Here is a 23,219-nt window from a genome sequence, read left to right on the forward strand (position 1 = left end):
TGGGGCGGAGGCGTTCTCGGTAGTGGATTGGGAGACAGTCAGGCGGTGGCTGGCTCAGGCAAGGTCGAAGCGGTCCAGGTTCATTACCTTGGTCCAGGCGGCGACGAAATCCTCGACGAACTTCTCCTTGGCATCGCTGCTGGCGTAGACCTCAGCCAGCGCGCGCAGCACCGAGTGGGAACCGAACACCAGGTCGTTGCGGGTGGCGGTATATTTCAGTTCGCCGCTCTTGCGATCCTTGCCCTCGAACAACTCGGCTTCTTCGTTTACCGGTGTCCACACGGTACCCATATCCAGCAGGTTGACGAAGAAGTCGTTGCTGAGCACGCCGGCTTTATCGGTGAACACGCCGTGGCTGGAACCGTCATGGTTGGCGCCCAATACGCGCAGACCGCCAATCAGCACGGTAAGCTCCGGCGCTGTCAGGGTGAGCTGCTGCGCCTTGTCGACCAGCAGCGTCTCGGTGGGCACGCCGGGCCTGCCGCTCCGGTAATTGCGGAAACCATCGGCGACCGGTTCCATCACCGCGAAGGAATCGACTTCGGTCTGTTCCTGGGCGGCATCGACGCGGCCCGGTGCGAACGGGACTTCGATATCCACGCCCCCCGCCTTGGCGGCCTGCTCGACGCCAACGTTACCGGCCAGCACGATCACGTCGGCTAGCGAAGCCTTGCCGGACGTCATCTGGATTTCCCGAAGCTTGGGCAGGACCGAAACCGCGATTCGGTTGACTTCCCAATCCTTCTGCGGTGCCAGGGCCAGACGCGCACCATTGGCGCCACCGCGCTTGTCACCACCACGGAAGGTGGAGGCCGAGGCCCATGCGGTGGAGACGAGTTCGGAGACCGACAGGCCGGAATCGGCGATCTGCGCTTTCAACTCGGCGACGTCCGCCGCGCTTGGCGCATGGACCGGGGCCGGCAGCGGGTCTTGCCAGATCAGGTCTTCCTGCGGCACTTCCGGGCCGAAGTAGCGAGCCTTCGGACCCATGTCGCGGTGAGTCAGCTTGAACCAGGCGCGGGCGAAAGCGTCGGCGAAGGCCTGCGGATCGTTGAGGAAGCGACGCGAGATCTTCTCGAACTCGGGATCGAAGCGCAGCGTGAGGTCGGTGACCAGCATGGTCGGCTTGCGCTTCTTCGACGGATCGAACGGGTCGGGTATGATCTCCGGTGCGTCCTTGGCCTCGTACTGGATGGCGCCGGCCGGGCTGCGGGTCTGCACCCATTCGTACTTGAACAGGTTCTCGAAGAAGTAGTTGCTCCATTGGGTCGGCGTCTGACTCCACACCACTTCCAGGCCGGAGGTGGTGGCATCGGCGCCCGAGCCGGTGCCATGACTGTTGGCCCAGCCCAGACCTTGCGATTCCAGCGTGGAGGCTTCAGGGTCCGGACCGATCGCTTCGGCGGGTCCGGCGCCATGGGTCTTACCGAGCGTGTGTCCGCCGGCGATCAAGGCGACGATCTCTTCGTCGTCCATCGCCATGTTGCCGAAGGTGGCGCGGATGGCCGGCGCCGCCGACAGTGGATCGCCGCTGGCGTTGGGACCTTCCGGATTGACGTAGATCAACCCCATTTCGGTGGCGGCCAGCGGATTGTTGGCCAGGGTTTCCGGATCACGGTGCGCCAGCCAGGTCTTCTCGGCGCCCCAGTTGACGTCCATGTCCGGTTCCCACACGTCCTCGCGGCCGGCGGCGAAGCCGAAGGTGCGGAAGCCGGAGGATTCCAGCGCCACGTTGCCGGCCAGGACGATGAGGTCGGCCCAGGAGATCTGCTGGCCATACTTCTGCTTGATCGGCCACAACAGGCGCCGGGCCTTGTCCAGGCTGACGTTGTCCGGCCACGAGTTGAGCGGCGCGAAGCGCTGCTGGCCACGGCCGGCGCCGCCGCGGCCATCGACGAGACGATAGGTGCCGGCGCTGTGCCAGGCCATGCGGATGAACAGACCGATATAGGAACCCCAGTCGGCCGGCCACCACTCCTGCGAGTTGGTCAGCACCGCCTTGAGGTCGGCCTTCAGTGCGGAGTAGTCGAGCTTCTGGAATTCTTCGCGATAGTTGAACTGCTCACCCAGCGGGTTGGAGCGCTCGGAATGCTGGTTCAGCAGGTCCACGCGCAACTGGTTCGGCCACCAGTCCTGATTGGTGGTGCCGCTGCCGGCGACGGTCGTGCTGGCTTTGCCGGAGAACGGACACTTCGCTTCGGTTTCGTTTGACATCTCTATCCTCACCCTCTTGTGAATCCAGTGGCCGAGCCGGCACGGCCGAGTGCCACCGGAGGCTGGAAGGGCAGGCTACGGAGAGATTTACGATTTGTTAAATTGAATGAAGATAGGATTCTGATAATTTTTTACTATTTAATGCCAGGCCCGCCGGCTGTCGGTGGGCCTGGCGGCCGTGGCTCAACTTGCGGGAGGCGTACCCAGGCTGTTGTCCTTGGGTTTGCGAATGACCATGAAGTAGAAGAACACCACGGTCAGGGCGAGGAAGAACAGACTGTCGGGGCTGGTGAAGAAGATCGACGGATTACCGTCATTGATGGAGAGCGCGCGACGGCAATACTCCTCCAGGCTCGGGCCGAGCACGAAACCCAGCAGCAGACAGACGGTGGGATACTTCTGCTTGCGCAGGAAGTAGGCCAGCACGCCGAATACCAGCGCCAGCGCCATCTGGAAGACCGAGTAGGTGGCGACATAACTGCCGACCAGGGCGATGACCGCGATGCTGGAATAGAGCACGTCACGGCGGATCGAGACGATCTTGAGGAAATAAGGGCCCAACAGATAGAGCGTCAGCGGGATCAGGATCAGGGCGCTGACGAACAGCGAGGCGAACATCGGCGCGACCAGTTCGAGCTGGGTATTCATGAACTGCGGTCCCGGTTGCAGGCCGTTGATGATCATCACACCGAGGACGATGGCGGTGGTCGGATCGCCGGGAATGCCGAAGGTGAGCATGGGCACGAAGGCGCCACCGCACATCGAGTTGTTGGCGCACTCCGCCGCCGCGATGCCTTCCGGGTTGCCCTTGCCGAAGCGCTCCGGATGTTTCGAGGAACGCATCGCCTCGGCATAGGAGACGAAAGCCGCCATCGAGCCGCCGGCGCCGGGCAGTATGCCGACCGCGTAACCGATCACGGCGCTCTTGAGGTAGCGGTAGAGACCGATTTCGCGAACCTCGGAGAGCGGGGGGATGAAATCGCGCCGGCGAACCTTGGCTGCTTTCATCTGGCTGGGATCGACGGTGCGTCGATCGCGGGAGTCGGCCTGGACCAGCAACTCGCTGATGGCGAAGGTACCGATGATCAGCGGCATCATGTCGATGCCTTGTACCAGCGCGCTGGTGCCGAAGGTGAAACGTGCCAGTGGCTGCATCACATCGATGCCGATGGTGGCGATCATCACTCCGAATAGCGTGGCGATCGTGCCTTTGGTGACCGAACCGCGCTGGGAGATGATGATGACGATCAGCGCAAAGGCGATCAGCGCGAATTTACCCGGCGTGCGGATCAGCAAGGCGGCATCGGCGGCGAGTGGCGCCACCACCATCAGCAGCAGTGCACCGATCGAACCGCCGATCATCGACCCCAGGGCGGCATGCCCCAGCGCCTTGGCACCCTCGCCGCGCTGTTGCATCGGGTAGCCTTCTATCGCTGTCATCATCGAGGCTGGTGCACCCGGAATGTTGATGGTGGTGGCGGTGATGCTGCCGCTGCACATCCCGGCCATGAAAATGCTGGCACAGGCAACCAGGGCGGAACTGACGTCGAGACTGTAGGTGAGCGGCAGCAGCAGGGCGATCGCCAGCACCGAGGTCAGGCCCGGCACCGCGCCGAAGAAGGTGCCGATCAGAAAGCCGCCGACCATGTAGAGCAGGGTCTCGGGCTGGGCCAGAACGGCGAATCCATGCAGCATGGCATGCAAGATGTCCATGGATCATTGGCTCCACAAGGTAGGTAGGCGAACCTGGAAGACCAGTTCGAACAGGCCGAAACCGAGCGCGGTGATGACCACCGCCGCGAGCAGCTTGAACGGCCAGCCGCGACGCCCGCCGAAGATCACGCTCAGCAGCAGCACGTAGAAGAACGTGGCGACGAAATAGCCGGCGACATCGAAGGCCGCCAGATAGGCGGCCGTGATCAAGGTCACCGCCAGCGCCTTGGCCGAGATGCCGCCGCGTGGCCGGTCTTCCGACTCGGCCTGCGTCGCCATGCCACGAATGGCCTGAACCATGGCGCAGGCCAGCGCGATCAGGGTGACGATGGCGATGGCGATGGGAAAGAAGGCGGGCGTCATGTTGCCCCCTTTCATTGGCGGGCCGATGCGTATGGCCTCGATCAGGTAGACGACGGTGACGATCGTCAGCACGGCGGGTACGACGAAGCGCCCGTCGGCAATGAGACGTTTGGGAGACATGCAAGACACCTGGTTGATGGTGCATCGCGGGGCAGCGAAAGATGCATTTCCCCGCGATGAAGACGTTATTTTTCCAGCACGCCCTGCTCGGCGAGCTGATCCATCGTGCTGAACAGCGACTCCTGGGTCTGTTCGACCCAGTCGGTGACATCATCGCTTCCCAGCCAACTGGGCGTGACGCCGATCTTGGGCAACCACTGCTGGAACTCGTCGCTTTCGAAAGCCTCGTGATAGGCGTTTTCCAAGGTGTCGACGGCAACATCCGGGGTGCGCGCCGGTGCCGCCAGGATGATGAAGCTGCCCATCTGCAGATCGATGCCGGCATCGGTCTGGCTGATCGGCGGCACGTCCGGAAAGCCTTGGTTCTGCTTGTCCGAGAACTCCACCAGTCCGCGTGCCTGCCCTGACTCGATCAGTGGCGCGAAGTCGCCGAGGCTGGTGATGACGAAGTCGACCTCGCCATTGAGCAGAGCCTCCTTCTGCGGCGCGGCGCCGCCGGGGTAGGACACGATCTTGAACTCGACACCGGCCTTGTCCTGCAGCTGCAGCAGGGTCAAATGGGTCCGCGATCCCATGTTCTGGATGCCGACACGTATGCTGCCCGGCTTTTCCTTGGCGGCGGCGACCAATTCGTCGAAGGAGTGATAAGGCGCATCGGCGGTGGTGATGATGGCATCCGGTTCGCTGGTGATACGGGCGATCAACTTCATCTGATCGACCCCGAAACCGGGAATGGTGCCCTGCCAGGGGACGGTGATCACGCTGTCGTAGGTCAGCGCGGCAATGGTCTGACCATCCGGGCGAGCCTTGGTCAGCTGCAGCAGTCCAGTGGCGCTCATGCCGCCCTCGACGTTCTCGACATACATCGAAACCGGCAGTGACTGCTCGGCAATGTTGGAGATCTTGCGCACGATGGCATCGGTGCCGCCCCCCGCGGCCCAAGGCACGATGACGCGAATGTCGCGGTTGGGGAAATCTGCCTGGGCGCCGGTTGCGGCGATCATCAGGGCCGTGCAGCTGATCCCCAGGGTGAGCTTGCGGATGAACATTGGCGTGTTCCTTTCGGTCGTGTTGTCGTCGTTGGATGTTGCCGTCTCGAGTCGAATATCCCGCTTGGTGGCGGGAAGGCCTCAAAGCGGGGAGAAGGGCACCGAACGCAGCAGTTTGTTCTCCTGGTACTGCACATTGCCCGCCTCGGCGCTCTTGCGGCGGTACGCGATCCAGTCCGGATCGCTCTCCATCGCCGTGCGTCGGCGTTCGCGGTCGGCGGCGCTCTCGTAACCCCATAGATGCACGACCTGATTCTGCGGTCCGGTCTCGACGGTGAAATAGCCGATCGGTTCACCGAGATGTTTGCGCTGGACGGGCAGCCCCTCCCGTTCGTAGAGTTCGAGAAAGGCTTTGAGCCTGCCCGGTACCATGGTGTAAGTGCGGTGGTCGATGATCATTGGCGTGTTCCTGATTTTTCGGACAAACGTTGCGATGCGATAGGTGTAGCGGGTTTATTCGTACGATGTAATACAACCTTGGTGGCAGCGACTCGATTCACCTGCTTCCCGCTCGACCATCGGCGCCCCGCAACCTTGTCAGGGTGGTTCGCGAGGTGATCCGTTCGACGTCGGTCCGCAATTCGATCAGCGAGGGGCCGTCATGGTCCAATGCCCGCTGCAAAGCCGGGATGAACTCCGCGGTGCGGGTGACGACTTCGGCCCGTGCCCCCATCGCCGTGGCCATCTGCGTGAAGTTCGGATTGCACAGGTCGGTGCCGATGACACGCTCGGGATAGTCACGTTCCTGATGCATGCGAATGGTGCCGTAGCTGGCGTTGTTGAACAGCAGTACGATCAGCTTGCCGCCGTGTTGAACCGCCGTGGCGATCTCCTGACCGCTCATCATGAAACCGCCGTCGCCGACGCAGGCCAGCACCTGATGGTCGCGGCGGGTCAGCGATGCGGCCACGGCAGCGGGAACGGCATAGCCCATCGCGCCACAGGTGGAGCCGATCTGGCGTCCGGGGCGGGCATACTGGAGAAAGCGCTGCGCCCAGCCGGTATGGTTGCCGGCGTCCAGGGTGACAGTGGTTTCGTCGGGCAGCAGCGTATTGGCTTCGACGAGCGCGCGGGAGACATCCAGGTCGCCGTCATAGGCGGGCGGTTGCCGATCGGCGAGATGCTCGTCGCGCAGCCTGCGCTGCCAGTCGGCCCAGCGTTCCCGCGCTGACAGACGTCGCTCGGCGACGGCATGGGCAAAGGCGCCTGGAGTGACCGTCAGGCCGATTTCGGGAGCGTATACGCGACCGATCTCGTCGGGGTCGAGGTGAAGATGCAACAACCGCTGGCGTGGCGTGGGCGCCTCCAGCGTGGTGTAGCCACGGGTCGTCATCTCGCCCAGGCGGGCGTTGACCACCAGCAGCAGGTCGGCTTCGCGGATACCCGCGAGCAGCGTCGGCGAGACCGTGGTGCCGAAGTCGCCGACATAGGCCGGGGAGCGATTGTCGATCAGATCCTGGCGACGAAACGCGCAGGCGACCGGCAGATGGTTGGCCTCGGCGAAGCGTGTGAGGGCGGCGCAATCGGCGTCGCGCCATCCGCCTCCGCCGACCAGCACCAGCGGTCGCCGGGCGCTCTCCAGGGCGGCGACGAGCGTCTCGAGATCGGCGGGGGAGAGCCCCGGGGTGGTCGCCGTATAGGCGGGTGCATCGGCAACCTCGACCGTGTCGGTGAGCATGTCCTCCGGCAGCGCCAGGACCACTGGGCCGGGGCGGCCGCTGGTTGCGGTGCGGAAGGCACGGGAGAGATATTCGGGGATCCGCCGGGCATCATCGATCTGGGCGACCCATTTGGCCATGCCGCCGAACATGGCACGGTAGTCGATCTCCTGGAACGCCTCGCGATCCAGGGCGGGGCGATCCACCTGACCGATGAACAGGATCATCGGCGTCGAATCCTGCATTGCGATATGCACGCCGATGGCGGCATGACAGGCACCGGGGCCGCGGGTCACGAAAGCGATTCCGGGTTTGCCGCTGAGTTTGCCGTAGGCCTCGGCCATGTTGGCGGCGCCGGCCTCGTGGCGGGCGTTGTAGAGCCGGAACCGGTCGCGCACCGCATACAGGGCATCGAGCACGGCGAGATAGCTTTCGCCCGGCACGCAGTAAGCGTGATCGGCGCCGTGGACGAGCAATTGATCCACCAGCACCTCGCCGCCGGTGCGTGGCATTGTGGTCCTTTCCATGCAGCCTCCCGAGAATGATTGACCTGGCGGACGCCAGGCCTCCTACTCCATAACCCCTTTTCCGGCCGCTGATAAGTGCGCTTAGACCAATGTTGTATGACAAAGTGGCGTGCCGCAGCAGCGACCTTGGTCGCTTGGGTGCCGGGCGAGGCACCCGCTATGCTGGGCGGGCTTTGAAAATCCCCGGAGTCGTTGTCATGCCCTTGTCCGATGATTGGTTTCCCGAACTCGATGTGCCGCCGGAGTTGGCCACCGCCTGGGTGGACTTGCGCGAGGCGCTGACGAGCGCCGGCGATGCCTCTCGGTTCGAAGCGACGTGGGACGCGCTGGATACGGCGCGACGGCGTCAGCTGGCCAGGACCTGCCTGCTCTCCGATTTCGCCTGCGAGACGCTGGCGCGGCGCCCAGCGCTGCTGGAAGAACTGATGGACAGCGGCGAACTCGAGACGCCTCCCGCCCGCGAATGGCTGAATGCTCGACTGAGCCGGTCGCTGGCCGCGGCGGAGCGCGAGGAGGCGATGCAGGCGGCACTGCGCCGATTCCGCCAGGCACGTATGCTGGGCATCGTCTGGCGCGACCTCAACGGCGCCGAGATGTGGCGGACGGCCGGCGCTGTCTCCACCCTGGCCGAGGTTTGCCTCGAGCAGGCACTGGACTGGCTGGAGCATCATCTGGCGCCGCGCTGGGGCACGCCGCAGGCGCGCGGCGACGGCTCGCCGCAGCGCTTGGTCGTGCTGGGGATGGGCAAGCTGGGGGCCGGCGAGCTCAATCTCTCTTCCGATATCGATCTGATCTTCGCCTTTCCGGAGAAGGGCACGACCCGGGGCGGGGAGCGCGAATACGACCACCAGCAGTATTTCACCAAACTGGGCCAGAAGCTGATCGCGGCGCTGGATGCGATCACCGCCGACGGTTTCGTGTTTCGGGTCGACATGCGGTTGCGGCCGCTGGGCGACGGCGGGCCGCTGGTCGGCAGCTTCAACATGTTGACCGGTTACTACCAGGACCAGGGGCGTGAGTGGGAGCGTTATGCCATGCTCAAGGCGCGTCCGGTGGCGGGCGACCTGGCCGCCGGACAGGAATTGCTGGCTTCGCTCAAGCCTTTCATCTACCGCAAGTATCTCGACTTCGGGGCGATCGCGTCGCTGCGCGAGATGAAGGCGATGATTCACCGCGAGGTCAAGCGCCTGGGACGCGAAGACAACATCAAGCTCGGGCGTGGCGGCATCCGCGAGGTGGAGTTCGTGGTCCAGGCGTTTCAGTTGATTCGCGGCGGTCGCGATACCGAACTGCAGGTCACCTCGCTGCGCCAGGCGATGGCGCGGCTGGCGGAGCTTGGACTGCTGCCGCAAACGGTGGTCGACGAGTTGCGTGAGGATTACGTCTTTCTGCGCAATCTGGAGCATGCGTTGCAGGCACAGCAGGATCGTCAGACGCAGCAGTTGCCCGATGACGCCGAGAACCGAGCGAGGTTGGCGATGGCGATGCAGATGCCGGACTGGGCTGCCTTGAAAGAAGCGCTCCTGGCCTGCCGCGAGCGGGTGCGGCGCCACTTCGACGCCGTGATCGCCGACTCGCGGGACGAAGCCTCCGACAGCGATGACGAGCCGCCGGCGGATAGCCTGGAATCCTGGCGCCAGCTGTGGCGGGGCGAGTGGGATGACGAGCGCGCGCAGCAGGCGATGGCGCGTGCCGGTTTCGAAACGGGTGCCTGGCGTCGGCTCAAGGCGTTTCGCGATTCCCGAGGCGTGCAATCGATGCAGCGCATCGGCTACGAGCGCCTCGAGGCCGTCATGCCGATGCTGCTGGAAGCTGCCGCCGCAAGCGAGTCGCCGGGCGTGGCGCTGGAACGCGTGCTGCCGTTGATCGAGGCGGTGCTGCGGCGCACCGCCTACCTGGCGTTGCTGCGCGAGAATCCGGGCGTGCTGCCTTCGCTCGTCCGACTCTGCGCCGCCAGCCCCTGGATCGCCGAACAGCTGGCGCGCCACCCGATTCTGCTCGACGAACTGCTGACCCCGGCCACGCTCTATTCCCCGGCCGACAAGCAGCGCCTGAGCGATGAGTTGCGCCAGACCCTGGCGCGCATTCCCGAGGATGACGAGGAGGGGCTGCTCGAAGCGCTACGGATATTCAAGCAGAGCCAGGTTCTGCGCGTGGCGGCTTCCGATATCGCCGGTGCGCGCGTGCTGATGAAGGTCAGCGACTATCTTACCGCCATCGCCGAGGTGGTGCTCGAGGCCGTGCTGCAGATGTCCTGGCGATCGCTGGCGGCGCGCTATGGCCAGCCGAAACCCCGCGAGGGCGCGGCGCAGGCGGCCTTCTTGATCGTCGGCTACGGCAAGCTGGGCGGCATCGAGCTTGGTTATGGCTCCGACCTCGACCTGGTGTTCCTCTACGATGCCGCGCCCCAGGGGGTGACCGACGGGGCGAAATCGATCGACAACGTGGTGTTCTTCACCCGGCTCGGACAGCGCATCATCCACCTGCTGACCGCCACCACACCCAGCGGCACGCTGTATGAGGTCGACATGCGCCTGCGTCCCTCGGGCAATGCCGGCTTGCTGGTCTCTTCGCTCGATGCCTTCGCCGAGTACCAGCGCCGCGAGGCCTGGACCTGGGAGCATCAGGCGCTGGTGCGGGCCCGGCCGGTGGCGGGGAGCTCCGCGCTGGCGGAGCGTTTCGAAGGCGTGCGCCGGGAGGTGCTGAGCCGTCAGCGTGAGTGCGCTGGCCTGCGTGACGAGGTGGTCAAGATGCGCGCGAAAATGCGCGAGCACCTCGGCAGCGGCGGGGAAGCCAGAGAGGCGGGGCAGTTTCACCTGAAGCAGGACGCCGGCGGGCTGGTCGATATCGAGTTCATGAACCAGTTCGCCGTGCTGGCGCTATCGCATCGGACTCCGGCGCTGCTCGAGGTGACCGACAATATGCGCCTGCTGGACGCCTTGGCCGAGAGCGGTGGCTTGCCGGAACAGGAGGCGCGGGATCTGCAGGCGGCCTATCTCGCGTATCGCAATGCCAGCCACCGGGCTTCACTGGCAAAAGGGGGAAGCTTGGTCAGCACCGCCGATTTCGCCGAGCACCGGGACCGGGTGCGGGAACTCTGGCAGCAGTGGATGGGGACAGAAATGGATGGGGAAGACGTCGACACCAGGATCGGACATCGAAACGAGAAATGAAAACATCGTTTGATTAAGCTAATATTAACGGGTCATGACAACCGCGTTGCGGTTTGGAGCGGCCCGCCATGTTTTCACGATCGACGTCTTTGCCATCGACGTTTTCATTATCAACCGCCAGCGAAATTGCCCATGGCAATGACCGCGCCGTCTATCGCCATCCCGAGCATGCCGGGCGCTGCATCAAGGTGCCCCGCTTTCCCGAGAAGGGTAGTCATCAGAACGAGCGCGAGAAGGCCTACTTCGAGGTGCTCAGACGCCGTGGCCTCTCGGATTGGCGCTACGTGCCGGAATATTTCGGTACCTTGGCGACGGATCATGGCGAAGGCCTGGTCTTCGCGCTGATCACCGATGCTGATGGTTGCGTCTCGCCTACCATGCGTGACTATCGCCAGAGCGGCGACAGCGCTTGGTTCGAAACGCCGGCATTTCGCGCCGAGCTGCAGCGGCTCTATCGCTACCTGCATGACAACTGGATCGTACCTTCCGATATCAACGACCGTAACGTCGTCTGCCAGCGCCGTGCCGATGGCAGCGTGCGACTGTGGTTGATCGATGGTATCTCCAACCCCGACTTCATGCCCCTGGCCAATGTCTGGCCCTGGTTCGCGCGTCAGAAGATCGAACGGCGCATGAAGCGTTTCTTCGCCAAGTTGACGCGCCACGGTCTGTTGCCCGAGTTCCAGCGGGATGGGCTGCTGCGCAGCGTGCATTGAGAAGGTGTCTACAAAAAAAGGCTGCACTCGGCAATACGGCGTTGAAACCGCCCTCACAATGCTCATTTACCACTTGTAAACTGCGCTTGTTCGATCGATTTCGCCTTGTCTTGCCTTCATTCGCCTGTTTTGTAGACACCCTCTGAGACCGAAGGTAAAAACGACGATACCCTTTCGGTTGGACCGAAAGGGTATCGCTGCGATCGAGAAGAGCGTTCTTTCTTAAGCCGTTTCGCGGGGATTGCGTCCGATCGGATGCGGCTCGTTACGGACACGGGCCAGCTCGATCTGCTTCTGCCGCTCGCGGGCGCTGGCGCGGGTCTTTTCCGGCAGGGAGTCCCAGCAGTGCGGGCAGCTCACCCCCGGCGAATACTTGTCCGAAGTCTGGTCCTCGGCCGAGATCGGCATGCGACAGGCATGGCACTGCTCGTACTCGCCCTCGCTCAGGTCGTGGCGCACCGTGACCCGGTTGTCGAAGACGAAGCAGTCGCCGCGCCAGCGGGTCTCGGATTCCGGCACCTTCTCCAGATAGTTGAGAATGCCGCCCTTGAGATGAAAGACCTCCTCGAAGCCTTCGTTCAGCATGAAGCTCGAGGCCTTTTCGCAACGAATACCGCCGGTGCAGAACATCGCCACTTTCTTGTGGCGGCTCGGGTCGTAATGGCGTTTGACGTACTCGGGAAATTCACGGAACGACTTGGTCTTGGGATCGACCGCGCCCTCGAAACTGCCGATCGCCACTTCGTAGTCGTTGCGGGTGTCGATGACCAGCACCTCGGGGTCGTCGATCAACTCGTTCCACTGCTCCGGCTCGACGTAGGTACCCACGCGCCGGTTGGGGTCGACGCCTTCCACGCCCAGCGTGACGATCTCGCGCTTGAGCTTGACCTTGGTGCGGTAGAACGGATGCTCGTCGCAGTAGGATTCCTTATGATCCAGGGCGGCGAAACGGGCGTCGCGCTTGAGCCAGGCGAGCAGCGCGCCGATGCTTTCGCGCGTGCCGGAAATGGTGCCGTTGATGCCCTCGTTGGCCAGCAGCAGAGTGCCCTTGACGTCGAGCCGCTTCATTTCGTCGAGCAGCGGCTCGCGCAGTGATTCGTGATCGTCGAGCGTGACGAATTGATACAACGCCGCAACGACGATCGGATGATCGGGTGATGACATGCTATGACTCCTGGTAGTTGCCCGCGTAAAGGGCAGACCTGGGTGTATGACGACGCGCATTCTACCCGGCCACGCCGCGACGTCCAGTGGCGCGGCGTCGCAGGGACGAGCGATACGGCAAACCTTTCAGTTCACGTCGGTGCCACTCAGGCAGACGGCATCCTGCGCAGTGTAACCGTACTCTTCCTGCAATCCCCGCAAGATCGCTGCGCGTTCCCCGAGCGGCTTGTGCTGGCTGGCCTTGCGCTTGCCTTCCAGACGCTCGATGGTCAGTTCGATCCCGACGATGGCTCGACACATGGTTTCGATGTAGGCGGGCGGAGCGTCGTCGATCGACCAGGGATCGTCGCGATCGCCTTCGAAGCGCTCGGTCAGTGCGCCCACCACCGCCCTGAGCCAGTCGGCGTCGTCGATCAGGCGTAGCCGGCCGTGGGTATGCACCACCTGATAGTTCCAGGTCGGCACGACCTTGCCGTGTTCGCGCTTGGCCGGGTACCAGCTCGGCGTGACGTAGGCCTGCGGCCCGTGGAAGATCGCCAGGGCGTCGATGGTTGCCGGTCCTCCGGTGAGCGGGTTGGCCCGTGCGATATGCCCGCGCAACGTGCCCAGCGTACGCTCGCTCGTATCTGGCTCGAACAATAGCGGCAGATGATCGGCGCTGAGGGCACCGTCAGGGGAATGGGTAATCAGCGTCGCAAAGGGAAAGCCGTCGATGATTTCCTGCAACACGGCACGCTCTTCGATGCGGAACTGGCACGGTTGGTACATGGCTCAAGGTTCCCGGATGGTGCTGAGAGACGCTGTCATGCTTGACAGGGATTGCCGCTGCCGACCCTCGGCATCGAAGTTCCGCGGCGACAACCAGCGGCGATGGCACTCATGGATCGCCGGCCATTCGCCATCGATGATCGAATACCAGGCGCTATCGCGGTTGCGCCCGTCGACCACGCGATGTTGACGAAAGATGCCTTCGAAGCGAAAGCCCAGGCGTTCGGCGGCGCGTCGGGATGGCGCGTTCAGTGCATCGCATTTCCATTCGAGGCGCCGATAACCCAGGGCGAAGGCGTGCTCCATCATCAGCATCAGCGCCTCGCTGGAGACCGGTGTGCGCGCCATTCGCGGCGAGAAGCTCAGATGACCGATCTCGATGCGTCCGTCCGCCGGTACGATATTGAGGTAGCTGGCGAATCCGACAGCCTCGTGGTCTCGCCGATCGACGATAGCGAAACTCAAGCGCGAACGATCTTCCTCGCATTTCTCCAGCCAACGCCGGCAACCGGCATCGTCGTCGAATTGACGGCCGCCGAGATAGGTCCAGCGCGCCTTGGCTTCGTGATCGTTGGCGATAGCGGGATCCGGCAACTGCCAGGCCCGCCACAGAGCCGGCCCATGCAGGGCGGCGTCCAGCGGTTCCAGGCGGCAGCAGTGGCCTTTCAGGGTTGCGGCCCGAAGTGCCGGCGGCGGCTGCCAGCCGTCGATATCCGGGCCGACGGGCTGGCCGTATTCGTTTCGTGTCTGACTCATGATGCTTCTCAACAGCCGCAGGATTCGAGTTCATGGCCGTGCAAACTTCCGGCATCGGAACCGATGGCGATTGGATGACCATCACGGCGCCAGAAATCGAGCCCGCCGAGCAGTTCCTTGACGCGGAGTCCTGCGCTGGCGAGCTTGAATGCGCCCCAGGTCGAACCGTTACAGCCGATTCCATCGCAGTAACTGATGTAGAGACGGGAGCGATCCAGCGAAGCGAGTCGATCCACCGTCATTTCGACGTGGGGAAGATTGATCGCACCTGGAATATGTCCGGCCAGGTAGTGCGCTTGGCTTCGCGTGTCGACTACCACGATTTCGGTGACGCCATTGGCAAGATCCACCGCTAGATCCCAGGCATCGGTATGTAGACGTAGTTTTTCGAGCATGGCAGCAGCGCTCTCTTCAGGGGACGCTGGCGGAACTGCAAGAACGAGTGATTCAGTGGGCATTTTGATCCTCCGGATAGCTTAAATGGTCAATAAATAAGTATGAAAAGCCTCGTCGCGCTGCCAGCCGAGGGCTTCGTAGCGGGACTGGGCGGTGCGGTTCTCGACCTGGGTGCGCAGCAGCAGCTTAGGAACGCCATGGGAGCGGGCCAGTTCATGGGCGGCACGCAGCAGGGCGCTGCCGGTACCGTGGCGGCGTGCTTCAGGCGTCACGAACAGGTCGTTGAGAATCCAGCGCGGAGCCAGATCCGTTGTTGCCGGCACGGGAAATATCTGCACGAAACCGATGGCCTGGTCGTCAGCGTCATGTGCCAGCAGGACATGGGCATCGCCTTTCTCGAAGCGCTCGCGCATGAAGCGCCGCACCCCTTCGGGATGACTGACCTGGGCATAGAACTGGCGATAGCCATCGACCAGCGGCACCAGGGCTTCGAGATCATGGATATTGGCTTGGCGAATCGTGGTCATGGCGGCTCCTTTACCGATGGGTGACTAAGAAGAGGCGAAAAGTGAAGAGACGAAAGGTGGCCAAGAAAAGGTGACTGGGCGAGAGTTTGACGCCATAGTGGTTCCTTCATAAGAGCCAGTCTCGGCAATAGTGAGGGAACCAGTGCCGTCATCTCATGACCACCGACTGTGGGTCATCGAAGCGTTGACCATGCAACTCGCTTTGCCTTCGGCGTTGACCTTGACCCAGCGACTCTATCGATCGCTGCGAGACTGGATTCAGGAAGGCAGGCTCGGTGCCGGTATGGCGCTACCTTCCTCTCGCCGGTTGGCACGCGAGCTCGGGCTGGGCCGCAATACCGTGCTGGGCGCCATCGACCGACTCATCGCCGAAGGATTTCTGGTGTCGCGGCCCGGTGCCGGCGTATTCGTTGCCGAGTGGCGACCGGAAGCCCTGGCGAGGGCGACATCGGCATCCGGCGCCGCGACACCATCGCTCTCCGCTCGGGGCCTGCGCATTCTCGATTTCAGCGCTACGTTGAGCGCGCGCCACATGGCCTTCGCGCCGGGCGTGCCGGCACTGGATCGGTTACCTCGCGAGCGCTGGCAACGCCTGTTACGCCGCCACCAACAACGTGCGCCCACTGAGTGGTTCGACTACCCAAAGCAAGGTGGTGTACCGGCCTTGCGCGAGGCGCTGTGCGACTATCTGCGTCTGTCCCGTTCCGTGCGTTGCCGGCCGGAGCAGATCCTGATCACCCAGGGGGCGCAGCAGGGGTTCGAGCTGATCGCGCGGCTACTCGCCGATGCGGGCGACTGCGTATGGCTGGAGGAGCCGGGCTATGGCGGGGCGCAATCCTGCTTCGCTTCGGCGGGGCTGACGCTGCAGCCGGTGGCGGTGGACGAAGAGGGCATGGACATCGATACGCTGCCGGCGTCGACTCCGGCGCCCCGGCTGATCTACGTGACGCCGTCGCACCAATATCCCCGTGGCGTGACGATGACCTTGCCACGGCGCATGGCGCTGCTGGAACGTGCCCGGCGCGAGGGCGCCTGGATCGTCGAGGACGACTACGATAGCGAGTTCCGTTATGCCAGCGCGCCGATCGCCTCGCTGCAGGGGCTCATTCCGAGCGCACCGGTGATCTACGTCGGCACCTTCAGCAAGGTGCTCTATCCCGGGCTGCGCCTGGGCTATCTGGTGCTGCCGGAAGCGCTGGTCGAGCCGTTCCGGCGGGCCAATGCGCGGCTACATCGCGAGGGCCAGTACGCGGTTCAGGCCGCGTTGGCGGATTTCATCGGCGAAGGTCACTTCGTGCGCCACGTCGCCCGCATGCGCGAGTGCTACCGGGAGCGCCAGGCCAGGCTGCGCCAGGCGCTGGCACCGGCAATTGCCGCAGGGCTTGTGCTGTCTTCCGGCCATGCCGGCATGCACCTGGTCGCCCATCTCGAGAGTCATGCGCTCGAAAGCGAACTGGTCGCACACGCCCGCGCGACGAGCATCCTGCTGTCTCCGCTGTCGCGCTACTATCTCGAGGGCCCCGGCGAACCGGGGCTGGTGCTTGGCTATGCCTGCGCCACGGAAGCGGAAATCGATTTGGCGGGGCGGTGGCTGGGCGAGAACTGGCTGGCACGGGAGCGGCCATCCCGGACACGAAAAGGCCGCGCCTGATCGGCGCGGCCAAGTCGAGCGGTTCAAGATTACGCTATCGGCGTCATTCGCCCTGTAGGGCTTTCCTCATCTCGGCGACGTCTCCGGCGGAGACGGTGGGCGCGGCATTGCCCCAGCTGTTACGCACAAAGGTGACCACGTTGGCGATCTGGTCATCGCTCAGGTCCCAGCCGAAGGCGGGCATCGCTGGCGCGGTCGGTTTGGCATCGGTGTCCACCGCCCGGCTGCCGGCTAGCACCACGCGGATCAGCGACGAGGCGTTGTCGTTGTTGATCAGCGGATTCTCCGCGAGTTGCGGGAACATGCCGTTTTCGCCGCTGCCATCGGTCTTGTGGCAACCGGCGCAGCGATCGAAGTAGATCTTGCTGCCGGCCTGGACCTGGGCGTTGGATTGCGCCAAGGGCTCGGGTGCATCTGCGCTGGACGCAGTCTCGTCGATACCCGCGCCGGTCAAGAGATAACGCGCCACGGCGTGGAGATCGTCGTCAGTCCAGTATTGCGATGAGTGACGAACTTCGTCCGCCATCGGGCCAGAGGCAAAGTCGAAGCGGTTGCCACCGGTCTTCAGATATTCGACCAGTTCGTCCTCGCTCCAGCCGCCGATCCCTTTGTGTGGATCCGGCGTGATGTTCGGCGCGAGCCAGTCGTCGACGATGGCGCCGGTGAATTTGCCGTCGCCATCGCCGCCCATGAAGTTGCGCGGCGTGTGGCAGGTGCCGCAGTGGTCGAGGCCTTCGACCAGATAGGCGCCACGATTGATATCGTCGGGCCGGTCCGGGTCGGGCTGGAAGTCGCGATCATCGAAGTTGAGCCAGTTCCAACCCATCATTGCCAGGCGGATATTGAACGGGAACGGTAGCTGGTTGGCTTCGACGTCGTGGTTGACCGGCGAGACGGTCCGCAGGTAGGCCCAGAGGTCGCGGAGGTCTTCGTCGCGCATCAGCGTATAGGCGGGATAGGGCATGGCGGGGTAGAGATGGTAGCCGCCCTTGCCGATACCTTCGGTCATCGTGCCCTTGAAATCCTCGAACGTCCAATTGCCGAGGCCGGTTTCGGCATCCGGCGTGATGTTGGGGGCCACCAGCGTGCCGAAAGGGGTTTCCAGCGAGACGCCACCGGCGAGAGGCTGTTCTTCATTGGCCGTATGGCAGGCGGCACAGTCGCCGAGCACGCTCAGGTAGCGGCCGTGTTCGATGTCCTGATATTCGGTGCTGGCGGCCTGCGCCGTCAGGGCGGTACCGGCCAGGCTCAGGAGAGTGAATCCGATGAGCGTTTTCATGTGCTGATCATCTCCCCCGGATTGCGAAGGTAGTGTTTAGTGATCGCATCGGCAGCCTTGAAAGCCAGGGCGCCGACGGTGCCGGTGGGGTTGTAACCGGGGTTTTGCGGGAAGGCGGAAGCACCGACCACGAACAGGTTGGGGACGTCCCACACCTGCAAATACTTGTTGACCGAGCTGGTGCTGGGGTCGACGCCCATGATGAAACCGCCGACGACGTGCGACGACTGGTAGGGGCGACCATCCCAGGGGCCGGTACGCGGGCTGGGGATCATCTGGCGCGGGTTCATCCGCTTGGCGATCTCCACGACCTTGCCGGTCACGTACTGGGCCATCTTGAGATCGTTGTCGGTGAAGTCGAACGTAATCCGCAATAGTGGGCGACCCAGCCGATCGCGATAAGTCGGATCCAGCGACAGATAGTTGTTGGGCGAGGAGTAATTGCTCGCCTCGCAGCCGATCGACATGGTGCTGGCATAGTTGTCGACGGTGGCGCGTTTCCACTGCGATCCCCAGCGCGGAGTGCCGGGCGGTGTCGGACGCGCCTGGATCGGCGCAGCGCCGATCGGAGTGACGCGAGTACTGCCGCCGCCGAAGAAGCCCAGCCCCGAGTGATCGAAGTTGTCGTTATTGAATTCGTCGATGCCCATGCCGACAGCACCGGCGCCGATGAAGGGATTGAAGTTCTTGTCGTCGAAGAACAGTTGCACGCTGTTGGCGGTCTGATAGGCGTAGTTGCGCCCGGTGGTGCCGCGACGCGTGGCGGGGTCGTAGGCTTCGCCGATCCCCGACATCAGCATCAGACGTACATTCTCGAAGGTGAACGCCGCGACCACGACGATCTCCGCGGGCTGTTCCCACTGACGACCGGCGGAATCGACATACACGATGCCGGTGGCCCGGCGGCCATCGGAGTCGGTGGTGACCCGCAGGACTTCGCAATGGGTGCGAGCTTCGAAGTTGTCCTTGCGAATCAGCGCCGGCAGCACGGTGGTGATCGCGCTGGCCTTGGAGTAGTTGGCGCAGCCGTAGTTGGTACAGAAGCCGCAGAAGGTACAGGGCCCCATGGTGACGCCGAGCGGGTTGGTATAGGTCTGGGACACCAGGGACGATGGCACCGGAAATGGCTTGTAACCCATCTCGCGGGCGGTATCGGCGAAGAGCGTCGGCGAGTAGGGCTGTTTCAGCGGTGGGGTGGGGTAGTCGTTGGCACGCACGCCCTCGAATGGATTACCGCCTGCTTGCCGCCCGCTGATCAGGTTGGCGGCGCGGCCGGAGGTGCCGGCGATCTTTTCGAAGGCGTCGTAGTGGGGCTCCATTTCATTCCAGTCGGTGCCCCAGTCCTGCAGCGACAGTTCGTCGGGAATCGAGTCGGCGCCATAGCGTTCCTCGAGATGGCTGCGCAGGTGGAACTCCTCGGGCTGAAAGCGGAAGGTGATCCCGGCCCAGTGATTGCCCGCACCGCCGGTACCATTGCCCGGATGAAAGGAGCCCCATTTACGCATCGGCAGCGCGGTCTGCGACGGGTTGTTGCGCATGGTGATGGTGTTCTGTGCGGTGCGCAGCATCAGTTCCTGGCGCTGCGAGTAGCGCAGTTCATCGGTCACCGAGGCGATGTTGAAGTCTTTCGCGGTATCACGCCAGGGGCCGCGCTCGACGCCGACGACGCTCAGGCCGGCATCGACGAGTCCATTGGCGATGATCGCACCGGCCCAGCCGAGCCCGACCACCACCGCATCGGTGGGGGGGGAGTTTGGTTGCCATGTCTTGATTATCCCTGCGTATTCCAGTCGGAGCGGCCGGCAATGCTTACCGGTTCCAGGCCTAGATCTTCGTTGTGACGCTCGATGTAATCGCGATAGTCGTAGCGGGCACCGGGGAAGCCGAGCATCCTCCATGATGCCATGTCGCGATTGCCGCCATAGATCGGGTCGGCGAAGAAGCCTTCCATGGTGTTCTGCAAAATGGCCTCGAAGAACAGCGGCGTATCGATGTCGTCGAGTTTGATTTCGTCGGCTTCAAGCTGGCTCAGGACCCGATCCCGTTGCTCCTCGCTCAAATCGGCGAAAGGGGCGCCGAGTTCGTTGCGGCAATGGTCGTTGAGTGCCGCAAGCCCAATGCGGTAGCGCTGTCGCGGTGTCAGCGGTGATTGGTCGCCTTGCTGCGGGATGCCGTCCTGAAACGGGCCATGCATATAGAGGCGTTCGAAATCCCCATAGGGGCCGGCCAGTTGGCGGTCGATGAAGACCGCGCAACCCGCCTCTTTCCCGCTCACACTCAAGTCATCGGCAGGAATCAGGCGCTCGACGATCGCCTCGACGGTGGCGGCTTCGTCATCGGTGAAGAATTGCCAACCGGCATCGGGATCGACCGGTTCTTCAGCGATGTTGGCAAAGGGTTGCCATTTGGGGGGTGCTGGTATGGGTCAGGGCTTGGGCGGTGCCGGAAGCGCCAATCAGCAGAGCGGCCGACGAGCCCAGTAACTCGCGTCGGGTCAGGCCGCCAGCCGCGGCAGTTTTAGGTTTTTTGCTCATCACGGTTTCCCTTGCGGTAAGACCGGCCATGGTCTCTTCTCTCGGAGAAGAAACGGGGCCCGAATTCATGATTAGAATAAGTTCGCATGAGATTAAATGGCGTGCTAACTATTATGTTTAACATATGCCATGCGACAATTAACCGCAAGACGAAAGTCGAATTCACATTTGCTTGGAAGGCTAAGCAAAGGCAGGTGCCAGTTTCTAACTCGGAAATCCTGGCGGCGGGATCAAGGGAAGGTTAAGCCTTTGAATTCGAGGGAATTCAGGCGTGACAGCACCGCTTGGCCTTCTTGCCGCTGCCGCAAGGGCAGGGCGCATTGCGCGATGCCGGCCGGGGTGGCGGGTCGATGACACCGTCGACATAGCGCCAGGCACCCTTATGGCGCCGAAAGCGGGAGCGTTCGTGGAGCAGCTGAGATGGCGCACCGGAGGCGGTGGTCAGCGGGCGGTAAGTGGCCTTGAATTCGACCGTGCCTCGCGTGCCGTCGTCGCTGGCATCGAGGATTTCGAGCCCGAGCCAGTCGCTATCACGCTGGTCCAGCATCTGCGCGGTCAATGCCGGGTCTCGATACTTGGGGTCCCAGGTCGTGAGCAGGTACGCGCCCAGGCCACCGAGTGCAAAGGCGCTGTAGCGCGATCGCATCAGCGCCGCGGGTGTCGGCGCCAGCGCCTGGCCTCGGTGATAAGGGCCGCAGCAGCTGCCATAGTCTGCTCCGCTGTCGCAGGGACAAGGGGCGAGAGCGTCGCGGGCGGGAACTGTGGTCTGAGCGTACATTTGGTAAACTGCGCTATCATTTGTCTCTAAATGTTAATGCTACGCTGACCTTACCGTTGGCTTATGGTAAAACAGCGACGCTGCCAGGCAACGGTGCCAAGTCATTCGACATGTAGGTCGATCATCCATGTTTCTCGACGAGTTTCATTCTACCGACGCAGATCGTTTCTGCATCACCGCAGAGCAGGCCAGTCGGTTCGCCCGTGAGGTCGCTGGCGATTACAATCCGATCCACGACCCTTGCGCGCGGCGTTTCTGCGTGCCGGGGGATCTGTTGTTTGCCTTGGTCCTGTCGCGCTACGGCTTGTCCCAGCACATGTCGTTTCATTTCTGTGGCATGGTGGGGGATTGCGTGCCGCTGCGGTTCGTGGAGGGCGACGCGGGCTCGGTCAGTGTGGTCGACGATGCCAACAAGCAGTACCTCGAGGTCAGGCGCGAAGGGTGGACCATCCGCGATCCGGCCACCATCGAGACCTTTACCCGCCGTTACGTTGCCTTTTCCGGGCGCAACTTTCCGCATTACCTGAAGCCGCTGCTGGAAGACAAGGGCGTGATGTTCAATCCGCAGCGCCCACTGGTCATCTACGACAGCATGGGATTCAATCTCGAGGATCATGACCCGTGCGATCTCGATCTGGACTTCGCCGGGGCCAAGCTGGACGTGAAGGGCAAGCGGGGCGAGGCACACCTGGAATTTCGCATGAGCTGTAACGGCCGACCAGTGGGAACCGGCTCCAAGAAACTGGTGATCAGTGGTCTCCAGGCCTACGACGCGGAGCAGATGGAGACCTTCGTGACCAACTTCGTGCAGCTCAAGGCGGCCAATCCCTGCTCGGCTTGTTAGTGCTTCCATCAAGGGGCGTTTCGCTGCCGGCGATCGGTACGAACTCTCCTGTGTCGAGAGATTCGTGCTTGGTGCCGTAACCTAACGATAATACGCAGGGTCCGTCTCGAAACGGCGGGTCGTTCGTGTCACCAGCGTCAGCGGACCGGTCATGAAGGAACACGTCTCGCCATTTCAATTCTTCGTTTTGGCCCTCTCGTTCTATGTCCTCGGAGCGATGGTCGCCGATACCTTTTTCACGCTTCCGCCCGAAATCAGTCAACTGCTCGGCTACATGGACTATGTGGTCTGCTCGGTCTTCTTCATCGACTTCTGTCTGCGTTTCTATCGTGCGCCGAACAGATGGCGCTATATGCTGCGTTGGGGATGGCTGGATCTGCTGGCATGCATTCCCGCCGGTTGGTTCCAGGCGGCGCGTCTCGCCCGCGTCGTGCAGGTTATCCGCGTGTTGCGTGCGTTGCGCTCGATGGAATTGATCTGGCAGTTGCTGTTTCGCAACCGCGCCGAAGGCGTACTCGCCTCGGCTGCCACGGCGACCATGCTGTTAGTGGTCTTCGGCGCCTTGACGGTATTGCTGGTGGAGACGCCGAACCCCGAAAGCCCGATCAATACCGCGGAGGAGGCGCTATGGTGGGCGATCGTGACAGTCACCACGGTGGGTTACGGAGATTACTACCCGGTCACGACCCTGGGGCGGGTCGTCGCTGTGTTGCTGATGGTCTGCGGGGTGGGCTTGTTCGGTAGTTTCGCGGCTTACGTCAGCTCACTGTTCGTCGAGGATCAAGGCGAATCGGAGGCGCGCCAGCACAAGGCCAACCGGCGCATGATGCGACATATGATCGAACAGGTCAGCGAATTGCAGATCGAAATCGAGTCGCTCAGGCGGGAACTCCAGGAGCATCGCCAGGAACTGGCGGAGCATCACGCGAGCGAGGCGGGCGATGAGCGAGAGCGATGACGACGATTGGAATATTGCATTGCCCGAAAAA

At 63.1% G+C, this 23,219-nt stretch carries 20 protein-coding genes; 5 read left to right on the plus strand and 15 right to left on the minus strand.

Annotation, left to right across the window (positions count from 1 at the left end):
* Positions 1–54: 54 nt before the first annotated feature.
* From katG to DOM57_RS14500, 6 genes are all read right to left on the minus strand, one after another.
* Positions 55–2,214 (minus strand): catalase/peroxidase HPI, encoded by a 2,160-nt coding sequence (katG, locus tag DOM57_RS14475; protein ID WP_110649910.1) that lies wholly within the window; start codon positions 2,212–2,214, stop codon positions 55–57.
* Positions 2,215–2,397: 183 nt separating this feature from the next.
* Entirely contained in the window at positions 2,398–3,927 is a 1,530-nt protein-coding gene (locus DOM57_RS14480; protein ID WP_110649911.1) for a tripartite tricarboxylate transporter permease, read from the minus strand.
* Between the two features lie 3 nt (positions 3,928–3,930).
* Positions 3,931–4,410, minus strand: coding sequence for a tripartite tricarboxylate transporter TctB family protein (locus DOM57_RS14485; RefSeq protein ID WP_110649912.1), 480 nt, complete (start codon positions 4,408–4,410; stop codon positions 3,931–3,933).
* A gap of 65 nt (positions 4,411–4,475) precedes the next feature.
* On the minus strand, positions 4,476–5,459 hold the full coding sequence (locus DOM57_RS14490; protein WP_110649913.1) for a Bug family tripartite tricarboxylate transporter substrate binding protein: 984 nt from the start codon (positions 5,457–5,459) through the stop codon (positions 4,476–4,478).
* A gap of 81 nt (positions 5,460–5,540) precedes the next feature.
* A complete protein-coding gene (locus tag DOM57_RS14495) occupies positions 5,541–5,858 on the minus strand; it encodes an NIPSNAP family protein (RefSeq protein ID WP_110649914.1) in 318 nt (105 codons plus the stop codon).
* A 97-nt stretch (positions 5,859–5,955) separates the two neighbouring features.
* Positions 5,956–7,644, minus strand: coding sequence for a thiamine pyrophosphate-binding protein (locus DOM57_RS14500; RefSeq protein WP_110649915.1), 1,689 nt, complete (start codon positions 7,642–7,644; stop codon positions 5,956–5,958).
* A gap of 197 nt (positions 7,645–7,841) precedes the next feature.
* Here DOM57_RS14500 and glnE point away from each other — a divergent pair, with 197 nt between their 5' ends.
* Together glnE and DOM57_RS14510 are read left to right on the plus strand one after the other, a co-directional pair.
* Complete coding sequence (gene glnE / locus DOM57_RS14505; protein WP_110649916.1) at positions 7,842–10,817, plus strand: bifunctional [glutamate--ammonia ligase]-adenylyl-L-tyrosine phosphorylase/[glutamate--ammonia-ligase] adenylyltransferase; 2,976 nt, start codon at positions 7,842–7,844, stop codon at positions 10,815–10,817.
* Positions 10,818–10,885: 68 nt separating this feature from the next.
* Positions 10,886–11,533, plus strand: a complete 648-nt coding sequence (locus tag DOM57_RS14510) for a YrbL family protein (RefSeq protein ID WP_110649917.1) — start codon at positions 10,886–10,888, stop codon at positions 11,531–11,533.
* A gap of 222 nt (positions 11,534–11,755) precedes the next feature.
* Here DOM57_RS14510 and trhO read toward each other — a convergent pair whose 3' ends face one another.
* The 5 genes from trhO to DOM57_RS14535 form a co-directional block, all read right to left on the minus strand.
* A complete protein-coding gene (gene trhO / locus DOM57_RS14515) occupies positions 11,756–12,697 on the minus strand; it encodes an oxygen-dependent tRNA uridine(34) hydroxylase TrhO (protein ID WP_110649918.1) in 942 nt (313 codons plus the stop codon).
* Positions 12,698–12,823: 126 nt separating this feature from the next.
* Positions 12,824–13,465, minus strand: coding sequence for an FMN-binding negative transcriptional regulator (locus DOM57_RS14520; RefSeq protein ID WP_110649919.1), 642 nt, complete (start codon positions 13,463–13,465; stop codon positions 12,824–12,826).
* Between the two features lie 3 nt (positions 13,466–13,468).
* Positions 13,469–14,221, minus strand: coding sequence for a GNAT family N-acetyltransferase (locus DOM57_RS14525; protein ID WP_110649920.1), 753 nt, complete (start codon positions 14,219–14,221; stop codon positions 13,469–13,471).
* Positions 14,222–14,229: 8 nt separating this feature from the next.
* A complete protein-coding gene (locus DOM57_RS14530; RefSeq protein WP_239496245.1) occupies positions 14,230–14,616 on the minus strand; it encodes a rhodanese-like domain-containing protein in 387 nt (128 codons plus the stop codon).
* Positions 14,617–14,697: 81 nt separating this feature from the next.
* The gene (locus DOM57_RS14535) at positions 14,698–15,144 is read right to left on the minus strand and encodes a GNAT family N-acetyltransferase (RefSeq protein WP_110649922.1); all 447 of its coding nucleotides are present in this window, start codon (positions 15,142–15,144) and stop codon (positions 14,698–14,700) included.
* Positions 15,145–15,334: 190 nt separating this feature from the next.
* Between DOM57_RS14535 and pdxR the strand changes: the two genes are divergently transcribed.
* On the plus strand, positions 15,335–16,795 hold the full coding sequence (gene pdxR / locus DOM57_RS14540) for a MocR-like pyridoxine biosynthesis transcription factor PdxR (protein WP_110649923.1): 1,461 nt from the start codon (positions 15,335–15,337) through the stop codon (positions 16,793–16,795).
* A gap of 43 nt (positions 16,796–16,838) precedes the next feature.
* On the opposite strand, the gene DOM57_RS14545 is transcribed toward pdxR, so the two are convergent.
* From DOM57_RS14545 to DOM57_RS14560, 4 genes are all read right to left on the minus strand, one after another.
* Positions 16,839–18,074 (minus strand): cytochrome c, encoded by a 1,236-nt coding sequence (locus DOM57_RS14545; protein WP_110649924.1) that lies wholly within the window; start codon positions 18,072–18,074, stop codon positions 16,839–16,841.
* The gene (locus DOM57_RS14550) at positions 18,071–19,804 is read right to left on the minus strand and encodes a GMC family oxidoreductase (protein ID WP_239496246.1); all 1,734 of its coding nucleotides are present in this window, start codon (positions 19,802–19,804) and stop codon (positions 18,071–18,073) included. Before DOM57_RS14550 ends, DOM57_RS14545 begins: the two co-directional genes overlap by 4 nt.
* A gap of 41 nt (positions 19,805–19,845) precedes the next feature.
* Complete coding sequence (locus DOM57_RS14555) at positions 19,846–20,355, minus strand: gluconate 2-dehydrogenase subunit 3 family protein (protein ID WP_338056483.1); 510 nt, start codon at positions 20,353–20,355, stop codon at positions 19,846–19,848.
* A gap of 518 nt (positions 20,356–20,873) precedes the next feature.
* Complete coding sequence (locus DOM57_RS14560; protein ID WP_110649925.1) at positions 20,874–21,386, minus strand: YchJ family protein; 513 nt, start codon at positions 21,384–21,386, stop codon at positions 20,874–20,876.
* Between the two features lie 127 nt (positions 21,387–21,513).
* On the opposite strand from DOM57_RS14560, the gene DOM57_RS14565 reads away from it, so the two are divergent.
* On the plus strand, positions 21,514–22,230 hold the full coding sequence (locus DOM57_RS14565) for a DUF3581 family protein (RefSeq protein WP_110649926.1): 717 nt from the start codon (positions 21,514–21,516) through the stop codon (positions 22,228–22,230).
* Positions 22,231–22,381: 151 nt separating this feature from the next.
* Positions 22,382–23,188 carry an ion transporter gene (locus tag DOM57_RS14570; RefSeq protein ID WP_110649927.1) on the plus strand — a complete coding sequence of 269 codons (807 nt, stop codon included), beginning with the start codon at positions 22,382–22,384 and terminating at the stop codon, positions 23,186–23,188.
* Positions 23,189–23,219 lie beyond the last annotated feature (31 nt).

It is taken from the genome of Salinicola peritrichatus, assembly GCF_003206715.1.
In the GTDB taxonomy this organism is placed as follows: Bacteria; Pseudomonadota; Gammaproteobacteria; order Pseudomonadales; family Halomonadaceae; genus Salinicola; species Salinicola peritrichatus.

Coding starts and splice junctions, on each gene's coding strand:
- katG (WP_110649910.1), bottom strand. CDS start 2,214: ATGTCAAACGAAACCGAAGCGAAGTGTCCGTTCTCCGGCAAAGCCAGC.
- DOM57_RS14480 (WP_110649911.1), bottom strand. CDS start 3,927: ATGGACATCTTGCATGCCATGCTGCATGGATTCGCCGTTCTGGCCCAG.
- DOM57_RS14485 (WP_110649912.1), bottom strand. CDS start 4,410: ATGTCTCCCAAACGTCTCATTGCCGACGGGCGCTTCGTCGTACCCGCC.
- DOM57_RS14490 (WP_110649913.1), bottom strand. CDS start 5,459: ATGTTCATCCGCAAGCTCACCCTGGGGATCAGCTGCACGGCCCTGATG.
- DOM57_RS14495 (WP_110649914.1), bottom strand. CDS start 5,858: ATGATCATCGACCACCGCACTTACACCATGGTACCGGGCAGGCTCAAA.
- DOM57_RS14500 (WP_110649915.1), bottom strand. CDS start 7,644: ATGGAAAGGACCACAATGCCACGCACCGGCGGCGAGGTGCTGGTGGAT.
- glnE (WP_110649916.1), top strand. CDS start 7,842: ATGCCCTTGTCCGATGATTGGTTTCCCGAACTCGATGTGCCGCCGGAG.
- DOM57_RS14510 (WP_110649917.1), top strand. CDS start 10,886: ATGTTTTCACGATCGACGTCTTTGCCATCGACGTTTTCATTATCAACC.
- trhO (WP_110649918.1), bottom strand. CDS start 12,697: ATGTCATCACCCGATCATCCGATCGTCGTTGCGGCGTTGTATCAATTC.
- DOM57_RS14520 (WP_110649919.1), bottom strand. CDS start 13,465: ATGTACCAACCGTGCCAGTTCCGCATCGAAGAGCGTGCCGTGTTGCAG.
- DOM57_RS14525 (WP_110649920.1), bottom strand. CDS start 14,221: ATGAGTCAGACACGAAACGAATACGGCCAGCCCGTCGGCCCGGATATC.
- DOM57_RS14530 (WP_239496245.1), bottom strand. CDS start 14,616: ATGCTCGAAAAACTACGTCTACATACCGATGCCTGGGATCTAGCGGTG.
- DOM57_RS14535 (WP_110649922.1), bottom strand. CDS start 15,144: ATGACCACGATTCGCCAAGCCAATATCCATGATCTCGAAGCCCTGGTG.
- pdxR (WP_110649923.1), top strand. CDS start 15,335: ATGCAACTCGCTTTGCCTTCGGCGTTGACCTTGACCCAGCGACTCTAT.
- DOM57_RS14545 (WP_110649924.1), bottom strand. CDS start 18,074: ATGAAAACGCTCATCGGATTCACTCTCCTGAGCCTGGCCGGTACCGCC.
- DOM57_RS14560 (WP_110649925.1), bottom strand. CDS start 21,386: ATGTACGCTCAGACCACAGTTCCCGCCCGCGACGCTCTCGCCCCTTGT.
- DOM57_RS14565 (WP_110649926.1), top strand. CDS start 21,514: ATGTTTCTCGACGAGTTTCATTCTACCGACGCAGATCGTTTCTGCATC.
- DOM57_RS14570 (WP_110649927.1), top strand. CDS start 22,382: ATGAAGGAACACGTCTCGCCATTTCAATTCTTCGTTTTGGCCCTCTCG.